General features: G+C 66.1%; 18 protein-coding genes and 1 pseudogene. 9 read left to right on the top strand and 10 right to left on the bottom strand.

Annotated elements, in window-relative coordinates:
* Nucleotides 1–5: 5 nt before the first annotated feature.
* The 3 genes from ACVMDN_RS19515 to ACVMDN_RS19505 form a co-directional block, all read right to left on the bottom strand.
* Nucleotides 6–1427, bottom strand: coding sequence for an MFS transporter (locus ACVMDN_RS19515; RefSeq protein WP_456835051.1), 1422 nt, complete (start codon nucleotides 1425–1427; stop codon nucleotides 6–8).
* A 124-nt stretch (nucleotides 1428–1551) separates the two neighbouring features.
* Nucleotides 1552–1905, bottom strand: a complete 354-nt coding sequence (locus ACVMDN_RS19510; protein ID WP_456835052.1) for a PilZ domain-containing protein — start codon at nucleotides 1903–1905, stop codon at nucleotides 1552–1554.
* 160 nt (nucleotides 1906–2065) lie between these two features.
* Nucleotides 2066–3022, bottom strand: coding sequence for an AraC-like ligand-binding domain-containing protein (locus ACVMDN_RS19505; RefSeq protein ID WP_456835053.1), 957 nt, complete (start codon nucleotides 3020–3022; stop codon nucleotides 2066–2068).
* Nucleotides 3023–3229: 207 nt separating this feature from the next.
* Between ACVMDN_RS19505 and ACVMDN_RS19500 the strand changes: the two genes are divergently transcribed.
* Together ACVMDN_RS19500 and ACVMDN_RS19495 are read left to right on the top strand one after the other, a co-directional pair.
* Nucleotides 3230–4240 (top strand): carbon-nitrogen hydrolase family protein, encoded by a 1011-nt coding sequence (locus ACVMDN_RS19500; RefSeq protein ID WP_076834510.1) that lies wholly within the window; start codon nucleotides 3230–3232, stop codon nucleotides 4238–4240.
* Between the two features lie 30 nt (nucleotides 4241–4270).
* Nucleotides 4271–5323 carry a phenylacetaldoxime dehydratase family protein gene (locus ACVMDN_RS19495; protein ID WP_456835054.1) on the top strand — a complete coding sequence of 351 codons (1053 nt, stop codon included), beginning with the start codon at nucleotides 4271–4273 and terminating at the stop codon, nucleotides 5321–5323.
* A gap of 164 nt (nucleotides 5324–5487) precedes the next feature.
* On the opposite strand, the gene ACVMDN_RS19490 is transcribed toward ACVMDN_RS19495, so the two are convergent.
* Entirely contained in the window at nucleotides 5488–6423 is a 936-nt protein-coding gene (locus ACVMDN_RS19490) for a glycine/sarcosine/betaine reductase selenoprotein B family protein (protein WP_038385790.1), read from the bottom strand.
* 92 nt (nucleotides 6424–6515) lie between these two features.
* On the opposite strand from ACVMDN_RS19490, the gene ACVMDN_RS19485 reads away from it, so the two are divergent.
* The 5 genes from ACVMDN_RS19485 to tsaA all read left to right on the top strand — a co-directional run bounded on the left by ACVMDN_RS19485 (nucleotide 6516) and on the right by tsaA (nucleotide 10427).
* Nucleotides 6516–7604, top strand: coding sequence for a transglycosylase SLT domain-containing protein (locus tag ACVMDN_RS19485; protein WP_456835055.1), 1089 nt, complete (start codon nucleotides 6516–6518; stop codon nucleotides 7602–7604).
* A 192-nt stretch (nucleotides 7605–7796) separates the two neighbouring features.
* A complete protein-coding gene (locus tag ACVMDN_RS19480) occupies nucleotides 7797–8549 on the top strand; it encodes an AzlC family ABC transporter permease (RefSeq protein ID WP_456835056.1) in 753 nt (250 codons plus the stop codon).
* Complete coding sequence (locus ACVMDN_RS19475; RefSeq protein WP_076834502.1) at nucleotides 8546–8890, top strand: AzlD domain-containing protein; 345 nt, start codon at nucleotides 8546–8548, stop codon at nucleotides 8888–8890. Before ACVMDN_RS19480 ends, ACVMDN_RS19475 begins: the two co-directional genes overlap by 4 nt.
* 61 nt (nucleotides 8891–8951) lie before the next feature.
* Nucleotides 8952–9932 carry a Bug family tripartite tricarboxylate transporter substrate binding protein gene (locus ACVMDN_RS19470; protein ID WP_456835057.1) on the top strand — a complete coding sequence of 327 codons (981 nt, stop codon included), beginning with the start codon at nucleotides 8952–8954 and terminating at the stop codon, nucleotides 9930–9932.
* A 3-nt stretch (nucleotides 9933–9935) separates the two neighbouring features.
* A complete protein-coding gene (gene tsaA / locus ACVMDN_RS19465) occupies nucleotides 9936–10427 on the top strand; it encodes a tRNA (N6-threonylcarbamoyladenosine(37)-N6)-methyltransferase TrmO (protein WP_456835058.1) in 492 nt (163 codons plus the stop codon).
* A 98-nt stretch (nucleotides 10428–10525) separates the two neighbouring features.
* Here tsaA and ACVMDN_RS19460 read toward each other — a convergent pair whose 3' ends face one another.
* From ACVMDN_RS19460 to ACVMDN_RS19445, 4 genes and pseudogenes are all read right to left on the bottom strand, one after another.
* Entirely contained in the window at nucleotides 10526–10951 is a 426-nt protein-coding gene (locus ACVMDN_RS19460; protein ID WP_057020806.1) for an HIT family protein, read from the bottom strand.
* Nucleotides 10952–11003: 52 nt separating this feature from the next.
* A pseudogene (locus ACVMDN_RS19455) lies at nucleotides 11004–12255 on the bottom strand (GNAT family N-acetyltransferase).
* Nucleotides 12256–12420: 165 nt separating this feature from the next.
* On the bottom strand, nucleotides 12421–13173 hold the full coding sequence (locus tag ACVMDN_RS19450) for a glycerophosphodiester phosphodiesterase (RefSeq protein WP_076834494.1): 753 nt from the start codon (nucleotides 13171–13173) through the stop codon (nucleotides 12421–12423).
* A gap of 3 nt (nucleotides 13174–13176) precedes the next feature.
* The gene (locus ACVMDN_RS19445; protein WP_016845428.1) at nucleotides 13177–13644 is read right to left on the bottom strand and encodes a RidA family protein; all 468 of its coding nucleotides are present in this window, start codon (nucleotides 13642–13644) and stop codon (nucleotides 13177–13179) included.
* Between the two features lie 263 nt (nucleotides 13645–13907).
* Here ACVMDN_RS19445 and ACVMDN_RS19440 point away from each other — a divergent pair, with 263 nt between their 5' ends.
* Both ACVMDN_RS19440 and ACVMDN_RS19435 read left to right on the top strand, forming a co-directional pair.
* Nucleotides 13908–14774, top strand: coding sequence for a cell envelope integrity EipB family protein (locus ACVMDN_RS19440; RefSeq protein WP_057020803.1), 867 nt, complete (start codon nucleotides 13908–13910; stop codon nucleotides 14772–14774).
* 244 nt (nucleotides 14775–15018) lie between these two features.
* Nucleotides 15019–15420, top strand: a complete 402-nt coding sequence (locus tag ACVMDN_RS19435; protein WP_038388572.1) for a RidA family protein — start codon at nucleotides 15019–15021, stop codon at nucleotides 15418–15420.
* Nucleotides 15421–15584: 164 nt separating this feature from the next.
* Here ACVMDN_RS19435 and ACVMDN_RS19430 read toward each other — a convergent pair whose 3' ends face one another.
* Nucleotides 15585–16901 carry a DNA polymerase IV gene (locus tag ACVMDN_RS19430; protein ID WP_076834490.1) on the bottom strand — a complete coding sequence of 439 codons (1317 nt, stop codon included), beginning with the start codon at nucleotides 16899–16901 and terminating at the stop codon, nucleotides 15585–15587.
* Nucleotides 16880–17179, bottom strand: coding sequence for a DUF3572 domain-containing protein (locus ACVMDN_RS19425; RefSeq protein ID WP_076834488.1), 300 nt, complete (start codon nucleotides 17177–17179; stop codon nucleotides 16880–16882). The genes ACVMDN_RS19430 and ACVMDN_RS19425 overlap by 22 nt, the downstream gene beginning before the upstream one ends.
* Nucleotides 17180–17291 lie beyond the last annotated feature (112 nt).

Genomic DNA, 17291 nt, shown 5'->3' with positions numbered 1-17291 from the left:
CGCCGTCACTCGCCCTTCAGCCGCTGGCCCTCCTGGACCCGCACCCGGTCGGCGCCGCGGCTGCCGGCCGAGGACAGCCGGAGCGTGCTGAGCACAGCTCCCACGACGGCAAAGCCGACGCCGACCATCAGCGAGATCCGGGTGCCGTCAGCCGGATAGCGCGCCAGCAGCAGCGCCACCAAAGCGGCGCCGATGGTCTGTCCGAGCAGGCGCGCGGTCCCTAACATGCCGCTGGCGCCGCCCGAGCGCTCGCGCGGGGCGGCGGCGATCATGGTGCGGTTGTTAGGGGTCTGGAACAGGCCGAAGCCGGCACCGGCGAGCGCCATGCGCCAGATCACGTCGACCGGCGTCGCGTTGGCCGGCATCAAGGCCAGCGTGCCCAATCCCGTCGCGAACAGCAGCAGGCCGATGCCGCCGAGCAGGCCGGCCGGATAGCGTTCCACCAGCCAGCCCGCGAGCGGGGCGGCGAACGCGACCGCGATCGGCCACGGCGTGATCAACAGGCCGATCTGAACCGCCGAATATCCGAAATGGTTTTCCAGATAGAACGGCATCGCGACAAAGGCTAGCATCTGGCCGCAGAACGAGGCGATCGAGGTGCCGATCGAGAGTGCGAAGATCGGAATCCGCAGCAGGTCGACGGGCAGCAGCGGCGAGGGCAGATGCTGCTGCCGCCGGTACAGCAAATGCGAGGCGACCGCGGCGACCGCGAACTCCAATGCGCAGAGATACAGCGACCCGCCATGGCCGGCGCTGTCGATCGCGCTGATGCCGAACCCGAACGCGATGGCGCTCATCGCGGCGCTCTGCCAGTCGAAGGCGTGAACCGCCGGCCTGGTGTGCGGCAGGAAGCACCAACCCAGCGCCAGCGTGACAATGCCGAGCGGGACATTGATTGCGAACAGATACGGCCAGGTCCCCACCGCCAGGATGAACGAGGCGATGGTCGGACCGACCGCGGCAGAGATCGCGACCACCAGCGCGTTGACGCCGATGCCGCGGCCGAGCAGCGAATGCGGATAGATGAAGCGGACCAGCGCGGTGTTGACGCTGAGGATTCCGGCAGCGCCAAACCCCTGCAGGATGCGGGCGACCGTCAGAAGCGGCAGCGTATGCGACAGCGCGCAGAACAGCGAGGCCAGCGTGAACAGCAACAGCCCCGCCAGATAGACGCGGCGATAGCCGATGATTTCGCCGAGCGAGGCCAGCGGCAGCAGCGAGATCGTGATCGCCAATTGATAGCCGTTGACGATCCAGATCGAGAACGCGGGGCTCGCGTTCAGATCCCGGGCAATGGTCGGCAGCGCAACGTTGGCGATCGAGCCGTCGACGACGGCCATCACGAGGCCGAGCGCGATCGTGAGAATGGCCCAATTGCGCTGCGGCTGCGGCAGCCCGTCGGGATGCTCTGTCATCGCGGACGACATGTCGTGGAGTGGCTCTCGGTTCCGGCGTTGCGGGGATTACCGCATGCTGGATTAGCCCGGCCTTTGCAACCCCGAATGCCGGATGCCGGCCGCGAACGAAACGAGGGCTCCGAGCCGAGATGGCTCAGCCCTGGCCGAGCAATTCATTGATGCGCCGCTGCAGCTGCCGCTTCTTGATCTCGCTGCGGCGGACCCGTTCGTCGAGATCGCTGACCGGCGTGTCGGAGGTCATGATCCGGAAGGCGAGGCCGACCTTGTTAGCCTGGCGCCAGATCAGGCGGGCCAGGAACGAGCGGCCCTTGCGTGCGACGCTGAGATTCATCTCTTCGGGCAAGTGCGCGGCATCGCTAAATTCAACGCAGGCACCGCCTTCGCTGATGTTGCGGACGACGCAATCCATCGTCGAGCCGCGTTCATCGATCTCCGCAACCGCACCATAGAACACCTTCTCGCGTACGCTCTGGCGCCGGTCCTGCACGGGAAATCCTCCAAATGAACGGCACGACTGTACCGGTCCGCCCCAGCGAAAAGAAGGGCGCCGGGGGAACCGTTGCAGTTAGCGTAAATATTTGCATCCGTGAGGGCGCGGATTCCCGGCTATTTTGCGCCGCAACAGACCTATGGCTTCCCTCGAAGCTTTAGTTCGGCAGCCGGCTTTGCCGCCAGTCGCGCGGCGACAGGCCGTAATGGTCGCGGAACACGCGGCCGAAATGCGAGAGATCGTTAAAGCCCCAGGCGAATGCAATCTCGCCGATGTGGCGATGCGCGTGCGCCGGTGAGGCGAGGTCGCGCTTGCAGCGCTCCAGCCGCTGCGCCAGCACGAAGCGCTGGAACGAGGTGTCCTCGTCGGCCAAAAGGCTGTTGACGTAGCGCGGCGAGATGCCGAGCGCGGCGGCGGTCTCGGTGAGGTTGAGCTCGGGGTTCGGCAGATGCGCAAGCACATGCGCCTTCAGGCGGTAGAGCAGCGCGGAGCGGTGGGTCGAGGCGGGCAGCGCGGTGCCGCCGAGTCGCTCGCTCATTGCCATCGCCAGCAGGTCGGCGGCCTGGTCGGCGAGGCGGATCGCGTTGTCAGGATCGAGCTTGTCGGCGATCTCGGAGAGCCCCGCGATGAACTGCCAGGCGAGCCGCTGCACGGGACGATCCGATGTGAACGTGGTCGCAGTTAAGCCCTGGGTGCCGGCAAAGCGCCGGTGCAGGATGGCGCGCGGCACCTGGAAGATGGTCTGCGTGAAGTCGGCGTTGAAGCGCAATTCATAGGGCCGGGTGGTGTCGTAGAATGCGAACTCGCCCGGCTGGATCACGGTCTCGCGGCCGTCCTGCAGCACGGCGCCCGCGCCACTCCGGCCGAGGGCGAACAGAACAAAATCCTCGCTGGCGCGTGCGATCCGCGACGGCGTGCGCAGCACCCGTTGCTGGCTCGACGAGACAACGGAGCATTTCACCGCGCCCAGCTGCGCGCTGGTGATGGCGCCGTGGAAGGCGGTGCCGAGGTCCGACTTGCAGTCGAGCTGCACGAACACGTCGCAGACGATGTCCTGCCAGAGCGCAAGGCGCCGATGGGTGGGCGCGTCTTCCGTGGTGAACAGGGCCGGCATGATTTCCTCCCCTCACGAGTGCAAACGCTGGCCACGCAAACAAAGCAAGCTTCATACCGGGGACGGCCGGGGAATCTCCTCCGCAGTCGAATTTTCCTTCCGTCCCGGTCGAACGGCGTGCCCGGTCTCGGGGCAGCATGATGTCAGAGGCCGCCATGGCCGATCAAGCACGAACCGGCCGCAAGCGTCGGCCGCGAGGAGGACATCATGGGCATCGAACATCCGAAATACCGCGTTGCGGTGGTGCAGGCCGCACCTGCCTGGCTCGACCTCGACGCCTCCATCGCCAAGTCCATCGCGCTGATCGAGGAGGCCGCCGCTAAAGGGGCGAAGCTGATCGCGTTTCCCGAAGCCTTCATCCCCGGCTATCCCTGGTACATCTGGCTGGACTCGCCGGCCTGGGCGATCGGGCGCGGCTTCGTGCAGCGCTATTTCGACAACTCGCTGAGCTACGACAGCCCGCAGGCCGAGAAGCTGCGGCTCGCGGTCAAGAAGGCCGGCATGACCGCGGTGCTCGGCCTGTCCGAGCGCGACGGCGGCAGCCTCTACCTCGCGCAATGGCTGATCGGGCCCGACGGCGAGACCATCGCGAAGCGGCGCAAGCTGCGGCCGACCCATGCCGAGCGCACCGTCTATGGCGAGGGCGACGGCAGCGACCTTGCGGTGCATGACCGTCCCGGCATCGGCCGGCTCGGCGCGCTGTGCTGCTGGGAGCATCTGCAGCCGCTGTCGAAATACGCGATGTACGCCCAGAACGAGCAGGTCCATGTCGCGGCTTGGCCGAGCTTCTCGCTGTACGATCCGTTCGCGCCGGCGCTCGGCTGGGAGGTCAACAACGCGGCCTCGCGGGTCTATGCGGTCGAAGGCTCGTGCTTCGTGCTGGCGCCCTGCGCCACGGTCTCGCAGGCGATGGTCGACGAGATGTGCGACCGCGACGACAAGCACGCGCTGCTGCATGTCGGCGGCGGACATGCCGCGATCTACGGGCCGGACGGCAGCTCGATCGCCGAGAAGCTGCCGCCCGAGCAGGAGGGCCTGCTGCTCGCCGATATCGATCTCGGCGCGATCGGGATCGCCAAGAATGCCGCCGATCCGGCCGGGCACTATTCGCGCCCCGATGTCACGCGTCTGCTGCTGAACAAGAAGCCCTCGAAGCGCGTCGAGCATTTCGCGCTTCCGCTCGACAGCCTTGAGGAGATCGACGCGGCCGCGAGCTGAAAGCACGACATCCAACGGGAGGCGACTGCCATGGAATCCGCCATTCCATCTCATTTGCAGACAGTCCGATCGCGTCATCGGCGTGTGCCCGACGACTACGCGCCGCCTTATCCATCCTTCGTCGCGCGCCACAAGCCCGCGGTCATGCGCGTGATCATGGCCTATTTCGGCGTGCAATATCGCGGTGAGAGGAGCGCGGCGGCGACCGACGCGCTGGCGCAGATCGCCACGCGCTTTGCCAGAGAAAACAGTCCGACGCATTGGGACCGCGCGCAATATGTCGACCAGGCCGGCTTCACCAACGTCGTCTCGGTCGCCTATTGGGACGACGCCGGGCGTTTCGACGCCTGGTTCGACGGCGCGCGCGAGGCCTGGACCGGCAGCGGCGCCGGCGATGGCGTCGGTCGCTTCATCGAGGTGCTGCGGCCGCATGTTGCGCGCTACGAGACGCTGTTCTCGTCGCTCGGCCGTCCGGAGGGCGTCGCGGTGCTTGCCGACGGCATGAGCGGCGAGGTGCAGGAGCACGCCTATTGGGGCGGTATGCGCGACCGTATCCCGCTGTCGCAGACCGACGCGATGACGCCGGGCGGCGAGCCGCGCGTGATCCGCGACGGCGCACGCATCCGTGTGGTCGCGCATGACAATCTCTGCCTGATCCGTTCCGGACAGGACTGGAGCGATACCGAGGCAGCGGAACGCAAGATGTATCTCGACGATGTCGAACCGGTGCTGCGCGAGGGCATGGATTTCCTGCGCGACGACGGTGTGCCGATCGGCTGCTATGCCAACCGCTATATGCGCGTTGTCGATGCGGAGGGCAGGCCAACCGAAAAGTCCTACGGCCAGAGCTGGTGGAAGAGCCTTGCGGCACTCGAGCGCTGGGCGGAATCGCACCCGACCCATGTCAGGATTTTTGGCGCGGCGATGAAGTATCTCTCGACCTTGGGGCCGAACGCCAAGCTCAGGCTGTATCACGAGGTCACGGTGGCAGGCGCCGACGAGCAGTTCTTCGAATATCTCGGCTGCCATGAACGGACCGGCATGCTCACCGCCATACAGGTTGCGGCGGCGCCATCCGCCTGAGAGCTCGCCTCAACATTGCTCCGTCATGGCCGGGCTTGTCCGCGCCATGCCAGCACGCCGCGGCTTCTCCGTGACTGACTGGTGTCTCTGGAATACCGGATCGCCCGGTCGAGCCGAGCGACGACGCCTTGAGTTGGCTAAGTGCTCGTGTCTAGCGCCGAGCCTTACGCCACGCGCTCGCGCAGGCCCTTGGCGACTTCCTTCTGCGCGTCGAACTCGCGGCGCAGGCGGGCCAGCTCCTCGGCGCTGAGCGCATCGGCGTTGCTGTAGTCGCGCTTCCAGGAAGCATCCTCGCTCCAGCGCAGCGGTGACTGCACGGTAGTCTGCGGACCGGGCGCCTGCTCAAGCACGCGCAGCGCCAGCTCCAGCGTGAACGCCTGCGAGGCGACGTCCTGCGGCTTGCCGGCGGAATTGCCGAGCGGGAAATCGGAGAACAGGAAACGCGGCACCGCGGCATGCTCGACGATATCCTTGGCGCAGCCCATCACGACCGTGGAAATCCCGTTGGCCTCGAGATGCCGCGCCACCAGGCTGACGGTCTGGTGGCAGACCGGGCAGTTCGGCACCAGCACCGCGGCGTCGACCTTGTCGTCACGGCAACGCTTGAGGATTTCGGGCGCGTCGGTCTCGATGGTGACGCGGTGGCTGCGGTTGGTCGGGGCGCCGAAGAAGCGCGGCGCGACGTCGCCGATCGTGCCGGCCGCGGCGAGGCGCTTGAGCTGTGCCAGCGGGAACCAGGTGCCGTTGTCGGTCGCCGTGGTGTGGGTGCGGTCATAGGCGATGTGCGAAATCCGCAGATCGTGCTGCTTTGACGTGTCGCCGTCATAGACCGCATAGAACTTGGCCCCGCCGTTGTATTTCGCGCCGGGACCCTGGTCGCCCCGTGCCGGATCGAACGGCGCCGCGGTCGTGATGATGGCGACCCGGGACTGGTTCAGCGGCTTCTTCAGGGGCTGGAACGGGGCGGAGGTGTAATGCGCCCAGCGGTAGGGGGTGGTGTAACCGATAGCCGCGTAATAATCGCGGGTTCGCTTCATATAGCCGATCGGGGCGTCGTCATCGGGGGCAAAGCCGAGTTGATCGTCGGATGCTGCGGCCATTTTGCGCTCCCTTTTGCGCGCCATCATTTCAGTCCATAGCTAGACCACGAGCTTGCGGTGTCAAGCCGCGCCCGCACGGGAACAGAATTGCCATGCGAACCGGTCGTTGCGCCGCATTGGTCATGCTTGTGCTGCTGGTGCCGCCGGCCCGCGTCGGCGCGGAGAACGCTCCGGCCGCGGCTCCGGCGCCGCCGCCAGGCACCGAGCAGCCGGCAGCGCCGCCCCCGGACAAGCCCGCTGAGAAGCCTGCGGCCGCGCCGGGGGAGCCGCCTGCGCCACCGCCGGGAGAGCAGGCCGCGCCATCGGCCGAGAAACCTGCCGCGCCCCCGGCGGATACGCCCGCGGCGGCAACTGACAAGCCCGCGGATGATGCGCGCGAGAGCGATACCCGCGAGGCGATGTGCCTGATGATCGAGTCGGCGGCGCGGGCCAACGATCTGCCGCTCGAATTCTTCGCGCGCGTGATCTGGCAGGAGAGCCGCTTCCAGGCCGATGCGGTTGGTCCGATGACCCGCAACGGCCAGCGCGCGCAGGGCATCGCGCAATTCATGCCGGGCACCGCGAACGAGCGCGGGCTGCTCGATCCGTTCAATCCGGTGCAGGCGCTGCCGAAGTCGGCCGAATTCCTCAGTGAGCTGCGCAACCAGTTCGGCAATCTCGGCCTCGCGGCCGCGGCCTACAATGCTGGCCCGCGCCGGATCCAGGACTGGCTCGCCGGCTCCGGATACGTGCCGCAGGAGACGCGCAATTACGTCTCCGCGATCACCGGCTCCAGCGTCGATGACTGGGCCGCCGCCGGTCGCAACGGCAAGATGCCGCAGCGCGCGCCGACCAAGAGCTGCCGCGAGCTGATGGCGTTGCTCAAGCGCGCGCCGAATCCGTTCGTCGCTGGGCTCGAGCAGCACATCACGCTGTCGGCCGCCAAGGTCTGGGGCGTGCAGCTTGCCGCCGGCTTCAGCCGCGACAAGGCGCTCGCGATGTATGCCCGCGCCATCAAGCGCCTTGCCAACGCGATCGGCGATCAGGATCCGAGTTTGCTGAGCTCACGGCTTCGCACCCGCGGCAGCGCGACCTTCTACCAGGTGCGCATCGGCGCCGACACGCGCCCCGAGGCCGACGGCCTGTGCAACCGCATCCGCAAGGCGGGCGGGGCGTGCTTCGTGCTGAAGAACAGGGCGTGATTGCGTGGATCGGTAGCCCGGATGAAGCGAAGCGCAATCCGGGACAGCTCTCGCCGGTTGCAAGAGCGGCCCCGGATTTCGCTGGTGCTTCATCCGGGCTACCAAGGCGCATACCCGCCCTGTGCCGTCTCTTGCTTGACCCTGCGTTGTCAGCGCCCTAAGCCGCCGCGATTGCAAACCATCCGGTTCCCCGTGGCGCTTCCTCCGCTCGATTCTCCGCAATGGCACACCTCATTCCGCGCCTTCCTATGGGGCGCGCGGTCGATCGGCGCGACCGTGCTGACCCTGGTGCTGTTTGCGACATATCTCGGCATCGGCGCGTTGGCGCATGATTCCGGCTTCTCGCTGGGCTGGACGCTGGCGAGCACGGCGTTCGTCTGGGCTGGCCCTGCGCAGATCATCGTGATCACGACACTCGGCTCCGGCGCCACCGTGCTGCAATCGGCGATCGCGGTCACCGTCAGCGCGATCCGCCTGTTTCCGATGGTGGTGTCGGTGTTGCCGATGATGCGGACCGAACAGACCAAGCGCCGGCATCTGATCCTGGTGGCGCATCTCACCGCCGTGACGCTGTGGGTCGAATGCTTCCGCTTCCTGCCGCAGGTGCCGCGCAACCGGCGGATCGTCTTCATCCACGGGCTCGGCTGCGGCCTGGTCACGGTCTGCCTGATCGCCAACACGATCGGCTACATGCTCGCGGCCAACCTCACGCCGCTGTTCGCCGCCGGCATGCTGATGCTGACGCCGCTCGCCTTCCTGTTCTCCACGGCGCGCAACTGCCGCGAGCTCGCCGATGTCATCGCGCTGGTGCTCGGCCTATTGCTGTTCCCGCTGGCGGCGATGCTGAACAGCGGCGTCGACATCCTGGTCAGCGGCGTCGTCGCCGGCACCATCGCCTATGCCCTGCACCGCGCGAGGGCAGGCATCGTCGGGGCGCGCGCATGAGCGGTTTCATCGGCGAATGGCACGCGCTGGCGATCCTGTTCGTCGCGGGCGTCATCCCCAACCAGATCTGGCGCATGCTCGGCCTGTGGTTCGGCGGCGGCATCGACGAGAACTCCGAACTGTTGGTCTGGGTGAGGGCGGTCGCCACCGCGATCCTCGCCGGTATCATCGCGCAGATCGTGGTGCAACCGCCGGGCGCGCTCGCCAGCGTGCCGGACTGGCTGCGCTACGGCGCCGTCGCCGCCGGCTTTGTCGTGTTCATGCTGGCGAGGAAATCGATCTTCGCCGGCGTGATCGCAGGCGAAGTCGTCATGATCGCTGGCAAATACTGGCTCGCCTGATTGCGACGTCCGCATTATCCGCTAGTCTCGCTCCCCAAGAACAAGACAACGGGGAAACGGCATGCAGCGGCGCGCATCATCGCTAATCATTGTTGCTCTGACGGCGTTGCTGGTGGCGACGCTGCCGGCGCGTGCCGCGGATTATCCGACGCGACCGATCAAGCTCGTGGTGCCCTATGCCGCGGGCGGGCCGACCGACGTGCTCGGCCGCATCGTCGGCGAATATCTCGGGCGCGATCTCAAACAGGTGGTCGTGGTCGAGAACAAGGCCGGTGCGCAGGGCGCGATCGGCGCCGAGGCCGTGGCGCGCTCCGATCCTGACGGCTACACGCTCTTCGTGACGGCCGCCTCGATCTTCGTGCTCAATCCGATGCTCTACAAGAAGCTGCCCTACGATCCGGCCAGGGATTTTCGCCTGCTGTCCGTCATCACGGACGCGCCGATGATCATGGAGGTGCACCCGTCGGTGCCGGCGAGGACGATCGCGGAGTTCGTCGCTTACGCGAAGAAGAATCCCGGAAAACTCAATTTCGGATCGGCGGGCACCGGCGGCACGGTTCATCTCGCCGGCGAGATGTTCAAGCAGATGGCCGGCGTCGAGATGACCCACGTGCCGTACAAGGGCGCAGGACCCGCGCTGACCGATCTGCTGTCCGGCAACATCCAGCTGATGTTCGACACGCTCGGCACCGCGCTGCCGCCGGTCAAATCGGGCATGCTGCGGCCGCTCGGCGTCAGCTCGACGGAGCGCATCCCCGATTTGCCCGATCTGCCGACGATCGCCGAGAGCGGCTATCCCGATTATGCGGTCAGCGTCTGGTATGGTATCGCAGCGCCGTCGAGGGTGCCTGACGACATCGCCGACAAGATCAAGGCGAGCCTCGACCGGGCCTTGAACGACGAAGCGTTCCGCGCTTCGCTGCTCAAGATCGGTTTCCCGCCGCTGCGCGCGAAGAGCCAGGCCGAGATCGACAAGTTCGTGAATACCGATCGCGCGCGATGGGCGGGCGTGGTCAAGGCGCTGAACATATCGCTGGATTGAGACATGGTACGTGAAATGGAACTGCGCCAGGGCGAGGTCGCCGTCGACATGCCGACGGCGCGCGATGCCGCGCTTGTCTTCATCGGCCGCATCCGCACGCCCTGGACCTCGCGGCTGGCGACGCCGCGGCAGGGGCGGCATGACGGACCGGTGTGCCGGCTCGAGATTTTCGAGCCCTGGGTCGCCGCGATCAAGGGCGTCGATTTCTATTCAAATCTCGAGGTGCTGTACTGGCTGCACCAGTCGCGCCGCGACATCGTGCTGCAAAGCCCGAAGAACAACGGCAACACCCGCGGCACCTTCTCGCTGCGCTCGCCGGTGCGCCCCAATCCGATCGGCACCGCGATCGTCAAGCTGGTCGGCGTCGAGCGCAACGTCATTTTGGTGCGCGGCCTCGACTGCCTCGACGAAACGCCGCTGATCGACGTCAAGCCCGACCGTTGCGAGTTCACCCCGCTCGCCCCGCCGCAGGCCGGGGACTTCGAGACGGAGTAGAATCTCTCAACCGTCTCCGGGGCGATGCGAAGCATCGAACCCGGAATCTCGAGATTCCGGGTTCGCGCTCCGCGCGCCCCGGAATGACAGCGGTGGAATTACTTCAACGCTGCGATCAGCTTCGCCGCGCTGGCCTCCAGCACCTTGCCGTCTTCCTTGTGGCTCGCGGGCGGCAGCAGTGCGACGCCGTCCTTGCGTGGCATGACGTGCATGTGCAGATGGAAGACGACCTGGCCACCGGCCGGCTCGTTGAATTGCTGCACCGTGATGCCGTCGGCTTCGAACGCCTTCATCGCGGCGGCGGCGATCTTGTGCGAGGCGCGCGCGACATGGGCGTAGTCGTCGGGCTTGATGTCGAGGATGTTGCGAGCAGGGGCCTTCGGGATCACGAGCGTGTGCCCCGGCGAGCGCGGCATGATGTCGAGGAACGCGAACACGTGCTCGTCCTCATAGACCTTGTAGCAGGGCAGCTCGCCGCGCAGGATCTTCGCGAAGATGTTGTTGTTGTCGTAGGCGGCGGGCATGGCGGCGGCTCCTCGATGATGCTGATTTATTGCCTAGGTGGCGGCGGAGACGTCAAGCGTCGTCGTCGACCGTCTTGCGGAACGGGCCGGCCTCGGTGAGCTCGCGGCCGACCTCGGCGACATAGTCGCGCTCGCGCTTGAGGTAATCGGCGATCGCACGGCGCAGCCCGGGATCGGCGATGAAATGCGCCGAATAGGTGGTCTGCGGCAGGTAGCCGCGCGCCAGCTTGTGCTCGCCCTGCGCGCCGGCCTCGACCACCTTGAGGCCCGCGCTGAACCGCGAAATCGATCGCCTGGTAGTAGCAGACCTCGAAATGCAGGAACGGGTGGTGCTCGATCGCGCCCCAGTTGCGGCCGAACAGCGTGTCGGAGCCGATGAAGTTGATCGCACCGGCGATCCAGCGGCCGTTGCGCTTGGCCATCACCAGCAGCACGTCCCGGCTCATCGTCTGGCCGATCAGCGAGAAGAATTCTCGGGTCAGATAAGGCCGGCCCCATTTGCGCGAGCCGGTCTCCATGTAAAATTCGAAGAACGCATCCCAGGCGTCCTCGGTGATGTCTGAGCCGGTCAGCCAGTGGATGGTGATCCCGGCGGCGACCGCCTCGCGGCGCTCGCGCTTGATGCCCTTGCGATGGCGGGAGTTCAGCGAACCGAGAAAGTCGTCGAAGGTCTTGTAGCCGTCATTGTGCCAGTGGAACTGCTGGTCGGTCCGCTGCAGGAAACCGTGGGCGCCGAGGAACCTGGCCTCGTCCTCGCGGGCGAACGTCACATGCACGGAGGACGCCTCGGTGGCGTTGCAGAGCGCCCGGAGGCCCCGCGCCAGCGCCGAGCCGATCACCTCGCGGTCGACGCCGTCGCGGATCAACAGCCGCGGCCCGGTCGCGGGCGTGAAGGGGACGGACACCTGCAGCTTCGGGTAATAGCTGCCGCCGGCGCGGTGATAGGCCTCGGCCCAGCCGCGGTCGAACACGTATTCGCCCTGCGAATGCGATTTCAGATAGCAGGGCACGACGCCGACGATCCGGCCATCGAGCTTTGCGATCAGATGCCGCGGACCCCAGCCGGTCCGCGCGCAGGCCGAATTGGAGGCTTCGGCGGCAGCAAAAAAGGCATGGGAAACGAATGGGTTATAGCCCGAACTTGCGGCGGTCTGGCAATCCTTTGCGGAACCGGGCGAGGCAAGCGTGTCGAGGTGATGGATGCTGTCCGCATCCGCCTTGGGATTGGCGCAGGCGTCCCATTCGGCGGCCGGAATGCCGCCGATGTCGGCTACAGCTTCTAAGGTGATTTCAGAAGACGCCATCGAGAATGAAGACCGGTGCCTCGTTTGAGCATGATCTTTCCGGAACAGCTGCCTCCACTTCCGGATCATGCCCCGCATTGCGCCATCGCCGATGACGACCAACCCTCGCCAACATCGTGCGTCGCAGCGACGAGTTCAAGACTGCAAGGGCATGTCTCGGACATGTCAGGTTCCCGGCACGAACCCCTCGAAAATCATCTGGTCGGCGTAGCGCGCCGCGCGCTCGCGCTGTTCCACCGTCCGCACGGTCCAGGCCAGCAGCGCACAGCCGAACACGTTGCGGGCGATCCACGGCTCCGGTGCCGGCAGCTGGTTGACCCAATAGGCGACGAAATGCGGCTCGGTCGTAAAGCCGTGCCGCAGGTATAGCATGCTGTCGCGCTGTGCTGGCGTCAGCTTGTCCCAATGGCCGTCGTCATAGGTGCGCTGGGCGGTGATGCCGCGCGGCAGGTTCGGCATGATCTCGCGCAGCGCCAGCACCTGGTCGGGATCGAAGGACATGCCGACCACCGGGCCGGAATAGGACGCCAGCACCTCGGCCATCCGCCGCACCAGCTTGCGGTCGCCGTCGAAATGGCTCTTCACCTCGACCACCAGCGGCACGCGGCCGGCGACCAGCGCGCAGAGATCGCCGAGCGTCATCATCTGCTCGGCGGTGTCCTTGAACTTGACGGCCTTCAGCTCGGCCGCCGTCCTGGTTGCCAGCAGCCCCGCCCCCTCGGTGAGGCGGCCGAGCGCATCGTCGTGATGCACCATGGCCTCGCCGTCGGCGGTGAGCTGGATATCGCACTCGATGGCGAAGTTGCCGGCTACCGCGGCGGTGGCCGCGGCCGGCATGTTCTCGATGATGCCGCGTGCGGCATCGTGCAGGCCGCGATGGGCAACCGGCCGTTTCGTCAGCCAATCAGGAGCGCGCATCGATCAGGCGACTTCGAACACGCCTTCGACTTCGACCGCAGCGTCCGCGGGCAGCGAGGCGACGCCCACGGTGGTACGGGCATGGCGGCCCTTGTCGCCGAACGCCTCGACCATCAGGTCGGAGGCGCCGTTCAGCACCTTCGGCCCGTCAAAGAAGTCGGGCGCCGAATTGATGAATCCGCCGAGCCGCACCACGCGCACGACCTTGTCGAGGTCGCCGAGCGCGGCCTTGATCTGGGCCAGCAGATTGATTGCGCAGCCGCGCGCGGCAGCGGCGCCCTGTTCGAGCGTGACGCCGGCGCCGAGCTTGCCCTTGGCGATCAGCTTGCCCTCGGCGTTGAAGCAGACCTGGCCGGACACGAACAGCAGGTTTCCGCTGCGGACGAAGGGGACATAGTTTGCGACCGGGGAGGTCGGCTCCGGAAGTGTGATGCCCTGTGACGCCAGTTTTTGTTCGACGGTACCCGCCATTTTTGGTCCCCCAATTGGATTGCACGAAGCCTGAAACGCGGTCAGGGCCAAGTTTGTTTCGATTGTTTCGCGCATCGTGCCGCCGGTTGCAAGCGACGGTAAGGTGAGGACAACGCGGCCATGACGTGCCGAATCGCACGGAAAGCTGCCGAAAATGACGGCAATTTCGCTGCATACATTGCCATTTTGTCAGACTTGCCCCAGTTGCGGCGCAATACCACCGTCACTATTGTGGCGAATCCCTGCCTCCTTGAGGAAACCACATGACCCTGCCGTTCCGGACTCCGTCGCGTGCCCTGGTGTTTGCGATCGCCGTTGCCGCAGGATCCGGCCTGGTTCAGGGGCCCGCGGTCGCTGCGGCAAGCGGGCCGTTTCTCGCGCATCAGGCGCTCTACGACCTCAGCCTGGTGAAATCGCGCGGCTCCAACTCGGTCAGCGATGCGCGCGGGCGCATCCTCTACAATTTCTCCGGCAACTCCTGCGAAGGCTACACCTCCGAATTCCGCCAGGTGTCCGAGCTCGACAGCGGCGAGGGCAAGGTGACGCTGTCCGATCTTCGCTCCACGTCCTGGGAGGACGCGTCGGGCAAAAGCTACCGCTTCAAGATCGACACGCGGATGAACGACAGCGAATCGTCGCCGGTCGACGGCATCGCCGAGCGGGTCGGCGATCATATCACCGTGAAGCTGACCCAGCCGGTGAAGAAGACGTTCAATATCGACGGCAAGATCGTGTTCCCGACCGAGCAGATCCAGCACATCATCGCTGCCGCCCGCGACGGCAAGTCGGTGCTCGAGCAGACCGTCTATGACGGCTCCGACAACGGCGAGAAGATCTACAACACGCTGACCGTGATCGGCCGGCCGATCACAGGCGACCGCGCGCCGTCATCGCCCGATCCGTCGACGGCGAGCAATGCGATGAAGGCCATGACGCGCTGGCCGGTGACGGTGAGCTATTACGACAGCGACGCGCGCGCGAAGGACGGCGAGCAGACGCCGGTCTACGCGATGTCGTTCGAGCTGTACGAGAACGGCGTCTCCCGTGCGCTGGTGCTGGACTACAACGATTTCGTGATCTCGGGCGCGCTGGACAAGTTCGACGTCAGGGATTCCAAGCCCTGCAAGTGAGGGCTGGCTATCGCCACCCACTCAGCGTCGTCCCGGGCAAGCGAAGCGGGACCCATCACCACAGGGGTGAGTTGTTGAAGGGGGCTGTGGCCCCAGCGTCGCACAACAATCACCTTCGGTGGATGGGTCCCGGCTTTCGTCGGGACGACGGCGGAGCAAGCCCGAGCACTCCACGACACCGCACTGGCCGGAACCGTCCGACACGAGTACGCTTCCCAAAACGCACGTGTCAGGGAGGCACCTCATGAGCGAGCTCAACCACCTTCGCCCCAGCGGCCTGCATCACAATCCGGCTTACTCCCACGTCGTCGTCGCCTCCGGCGCGCGCACGATCTACATTTCGGGACAGGTCTCCGTCGACGAGGAGGGCCGCGTGGTCGGCGCCGGCGATCTCGCCGCGCAGACGACGCAGGTGATGCAGAACCTCGGCATGGCGCTGAAGGCCGCCGGAGCCAGCTATTCCAATATCGTGAAGATCACGACCTTCGTCGTCGGCTACAAGCCGGAGCTCCGTCCCATCATCGGCAAGGCACGTTCGGCGTTCTTTGAGGGCATGGAGCCGCCGGCCTCTACGCTGGTCGGCGTCACCGCGCTCGCGGCGCCGGAATGGCTGATTGAGATCGAGGCGGTTGCGGTCGCGGATTGAGAAGGGCATCGTGACGCTGAGTACCGTCACCCTGAGGAGCGCGCATCGCGCGCGTCTCGAAGGGCGACGGCCCGAGGCTTTCCGGTCATCCTTCAAGGCTCGCTCCGCTCGCGCCTCCAGCGACAAAGGCGAGGCCTTTGCGCGGGGACGACGTCAACGATGAATTACTCCCCCTCGCTCTTCTGCGGCCCCTCATAGGCAATGCCCCTGATCACGGCGGCATTGCCGAATTTCCTGCGCAGATTGTCCATCGCGCGTTCGGCGTGCGCCGAGCGGCGGTCGAGCATGTCGGAATCGTTGGCCTGCGCGCCCGGGCGCAGCGCGCTGACGCCGGTGCCCATCAGGCGGAAGGCGGTGCCGTCGACTTCCTTCGCGAGCATCTCGCGCGACACCGCAAAGATCTTGGCGGCAAGCTGGGTCGGGGTCTGGATCGATTGCGAACGGGTACGCTGGCGGAAGTCCGCGGTCTTCAGCTTCAGCGTGATGGTACAGCCCGAGAGCTCGCTGGTCTTCAGCCGCGCCGAGACTTTCTCGGACAGTTTCCAGAGCAGTCTTTCCAGCGTTGCGAAGTCGCGGATGTCGGTCTCGAAGGTGGTCTCGCTCGAGATCGTCTTGGCGCCGCGATCGGCCACCACGCTGCGGTCGTCGATGCCGCGCGCGAGCCGCCACAGCCGGCGGCCTTCGCTCGCGAACTGCTTCATCAATTCGTTCTCGTCGGCGCGCTGCAGGTCGGCGATGATGCGGAAGCCGCGCTGCACCAGCTTCTCCTGGGTCGCAGGGCCGACGCCGTAGATGAAGCCGACCGGTTTGCTGGCGAGCATCTCGCGCGCCTCGTCCTGGTCGAGCGCGGCAAAGCCCCTCGGCTTGTCGAGGTCGGAGGCGATCTTGGCGAGGAACTTGTTGCAGGACAGCCCGACCGACACCGTGATGCCGATGTCGCGCTCGACATCGCGGGCGAATTTGGCGAGCACCTTGGCCGGGATCATGCCGTGGACGCGCTGCGTGCCGGCGAGATCGAGGAAGGCTTCGTCGATCGACAGCGGCTCGACCAGCGGCGTCAGCGCCTGCATCGCCTGCCGCACCTCGCGCCCGACCCGGACATACTTCGCCATGTCCGGCGGAATTACGGTCGCATCCGGGCAGAGTTCCAGCGCCTTGAACATCGGCATCGCCGAGCGGACGCCATAGGTGCGGGCGATGTAACAGGCGGCCGACACGACGCCGCGCTTGCCGCCGCCGATGATGACCGGGCGGTCGGCGATCTCGGGATTGTCGCGCTTCTCGACGGTGGCATAGAACGCGTCGCAGTCGATGTGCGCCAGCGCCAGCGCGGGCAGGGCGCGATGACGCACCAGCCGCGGCGAGCCGCAATGGCTGCATCGCTTCACCTTGATATCGAGGTCGCCGAGGCAGTCTCGGCAGAAACTGAGGGGGCCGTCGGAAGCTGCCGCTGCCGTCGTCACGGCACGTCGCGCTCCCATTTCGGGTCGCCCAGCGCCTGATGGGCGGCGGCGATATTGGTCGGGTGCAGTTCCGAGGCCCTGGCAAACGCCTTCACGGTGGCGTCGTCGCGCATCACGAAATCGAGCACGCTCGCAAGAAATTGAGGGTTGGACGCGGCGTTCCGCAGCGTCTCTGGACCGATTCCGGTTTCAGCCAGGAACAGGCCCAGCCGCTCGGGATCGCCGGCAATGAAGCCGAGCGCCTGAATCGCAACGATTTCAGCAACTTCCCGGGGGTTGTGAACAGGCTTTTTCAACGCGCCGGTTTGCCTTTCCGTTAACTTATGGTCTCTATTGAGAGGCTCATCATGCCCGAGTCTTCCTCATGTGTTCAAGCAACGGAAACCACGCTGCGGAAGTTGGACTTCG

Source organism: Bradyrhizobium sp. USDA 4510, assembly GCF_054059095.1.
Note: the sequence above shows the minus strand (reverse complement) of the source record. Positions and strands in the feature narration are given on the sequence as shown.

Bases quoted from the DNA above. Each gene is read 5' to 3' on its own strand.
- ACVMDN_RS19445 (WP_016845428.1), bottom strand. From the start codon at position 13,644: ATGGCGGGTACCGTCGAACAAAAACTGGCGTCACAGGGCATCACACTT.
- ACVMDN_RS19490 (WP_038385790.1), bottom strand. From the start codon at position 6,423: ATGGCCGCAGCATCCGACGATCAACTCGGCTTTGCCCCCGATGACGAC.
- ACVMDN_RS19440 (WP_057020803.1), top strand. From the start codon at position 13,908: ATGACCCTGCCGTTCCGGACTCCGTCGCGTGCCCTGGTGTTTGCGATC.
- tsaA (WP_456835058.1), top strand. From the start codon at position 9,936: ATGGTACGTGAAATGGAACTGCGCCAGGGCGAGGTCGCCGTCGACATG.
- ACVMDN_RS19475 (WP_076834502.1), top strand. From the start codon at position 8,546: ATGAGCGGTTTCATCGGCGAATGGCACGCGCTGGCGATCCTGTTCGTC.
- ACVMDN_RS19505 (WP_456835053.1), bottom strand. From the start codon at position 3,022: ATGCCGGCCCTGTTCACCACGGAAGACGCGCCCACCCATCGGCGCCTT.
- ACVMDN_RS19515 (WP_456835051.1), bottom strand. From the start codon at position 1,427: ATGTCGTCCGCGATGACAGAGCATCCCGACGGGCTGCCGCAGCCGCAG.
- ACVMDN_RS19485 (WP_456835055.1), top strand. From the start codon at position 6,516: ATGCGAACCGGTCGTTGCGCCGCATTGGTCATGCTTGTGCTGCTGGTG.
- ACVMDN_RS19435 (WP_038388572.1), top strand. From the start codon at position 15,019: ATGAGCGAGCTCAACCACCTTCGCCCCAGCGGCCTGCATCACAATCCG.
- ACVMDN_RS19460 (WP_057020806.1), bottom strand. From the start codon at position 10,951: ATGCCCGCCGCCTACGACAACAACAACATCTTCGCGAAGATCCTGCGC.
- ACVMDN_RS19430 (WP_076834490.1), bottom strand. From the start codon at position 16,901: ATGGGAGCGCGACGTGCCGTGACGACGGCAGCGGCAGCTTCCGACGGC.
- ACVMDN_RS19500 (WP_076834510.1), top strand. From the start codon at position 3,230: ATGGGCATCGAACATCCGAAATACCGCGTTGCGGTGGTGCAGGCCGCA.
- ACVMDN_RS19450 (WP_076834494.1), bottom strand. From the start codon at position 13,173: ATGCGCGCTCCTGATTGGCTGACGAAACGGCCGGTTGCCCATCGCGGC.
- ACVMDN_RS19470 (WP_456835057.1), top strand. From the start codon at position 8,952: ATGCAGCGGCGCGCATCATCGCTAATCATTGTTGCTCTGACGGCGTTG.
- ACVMDN_RS19495 (WP_456835054.1), top strand. From the start codon at position 4,271: ATGGAATCCGCCATTCCATCTCATTTGCAGACAGTCCGATCGCGTCAT.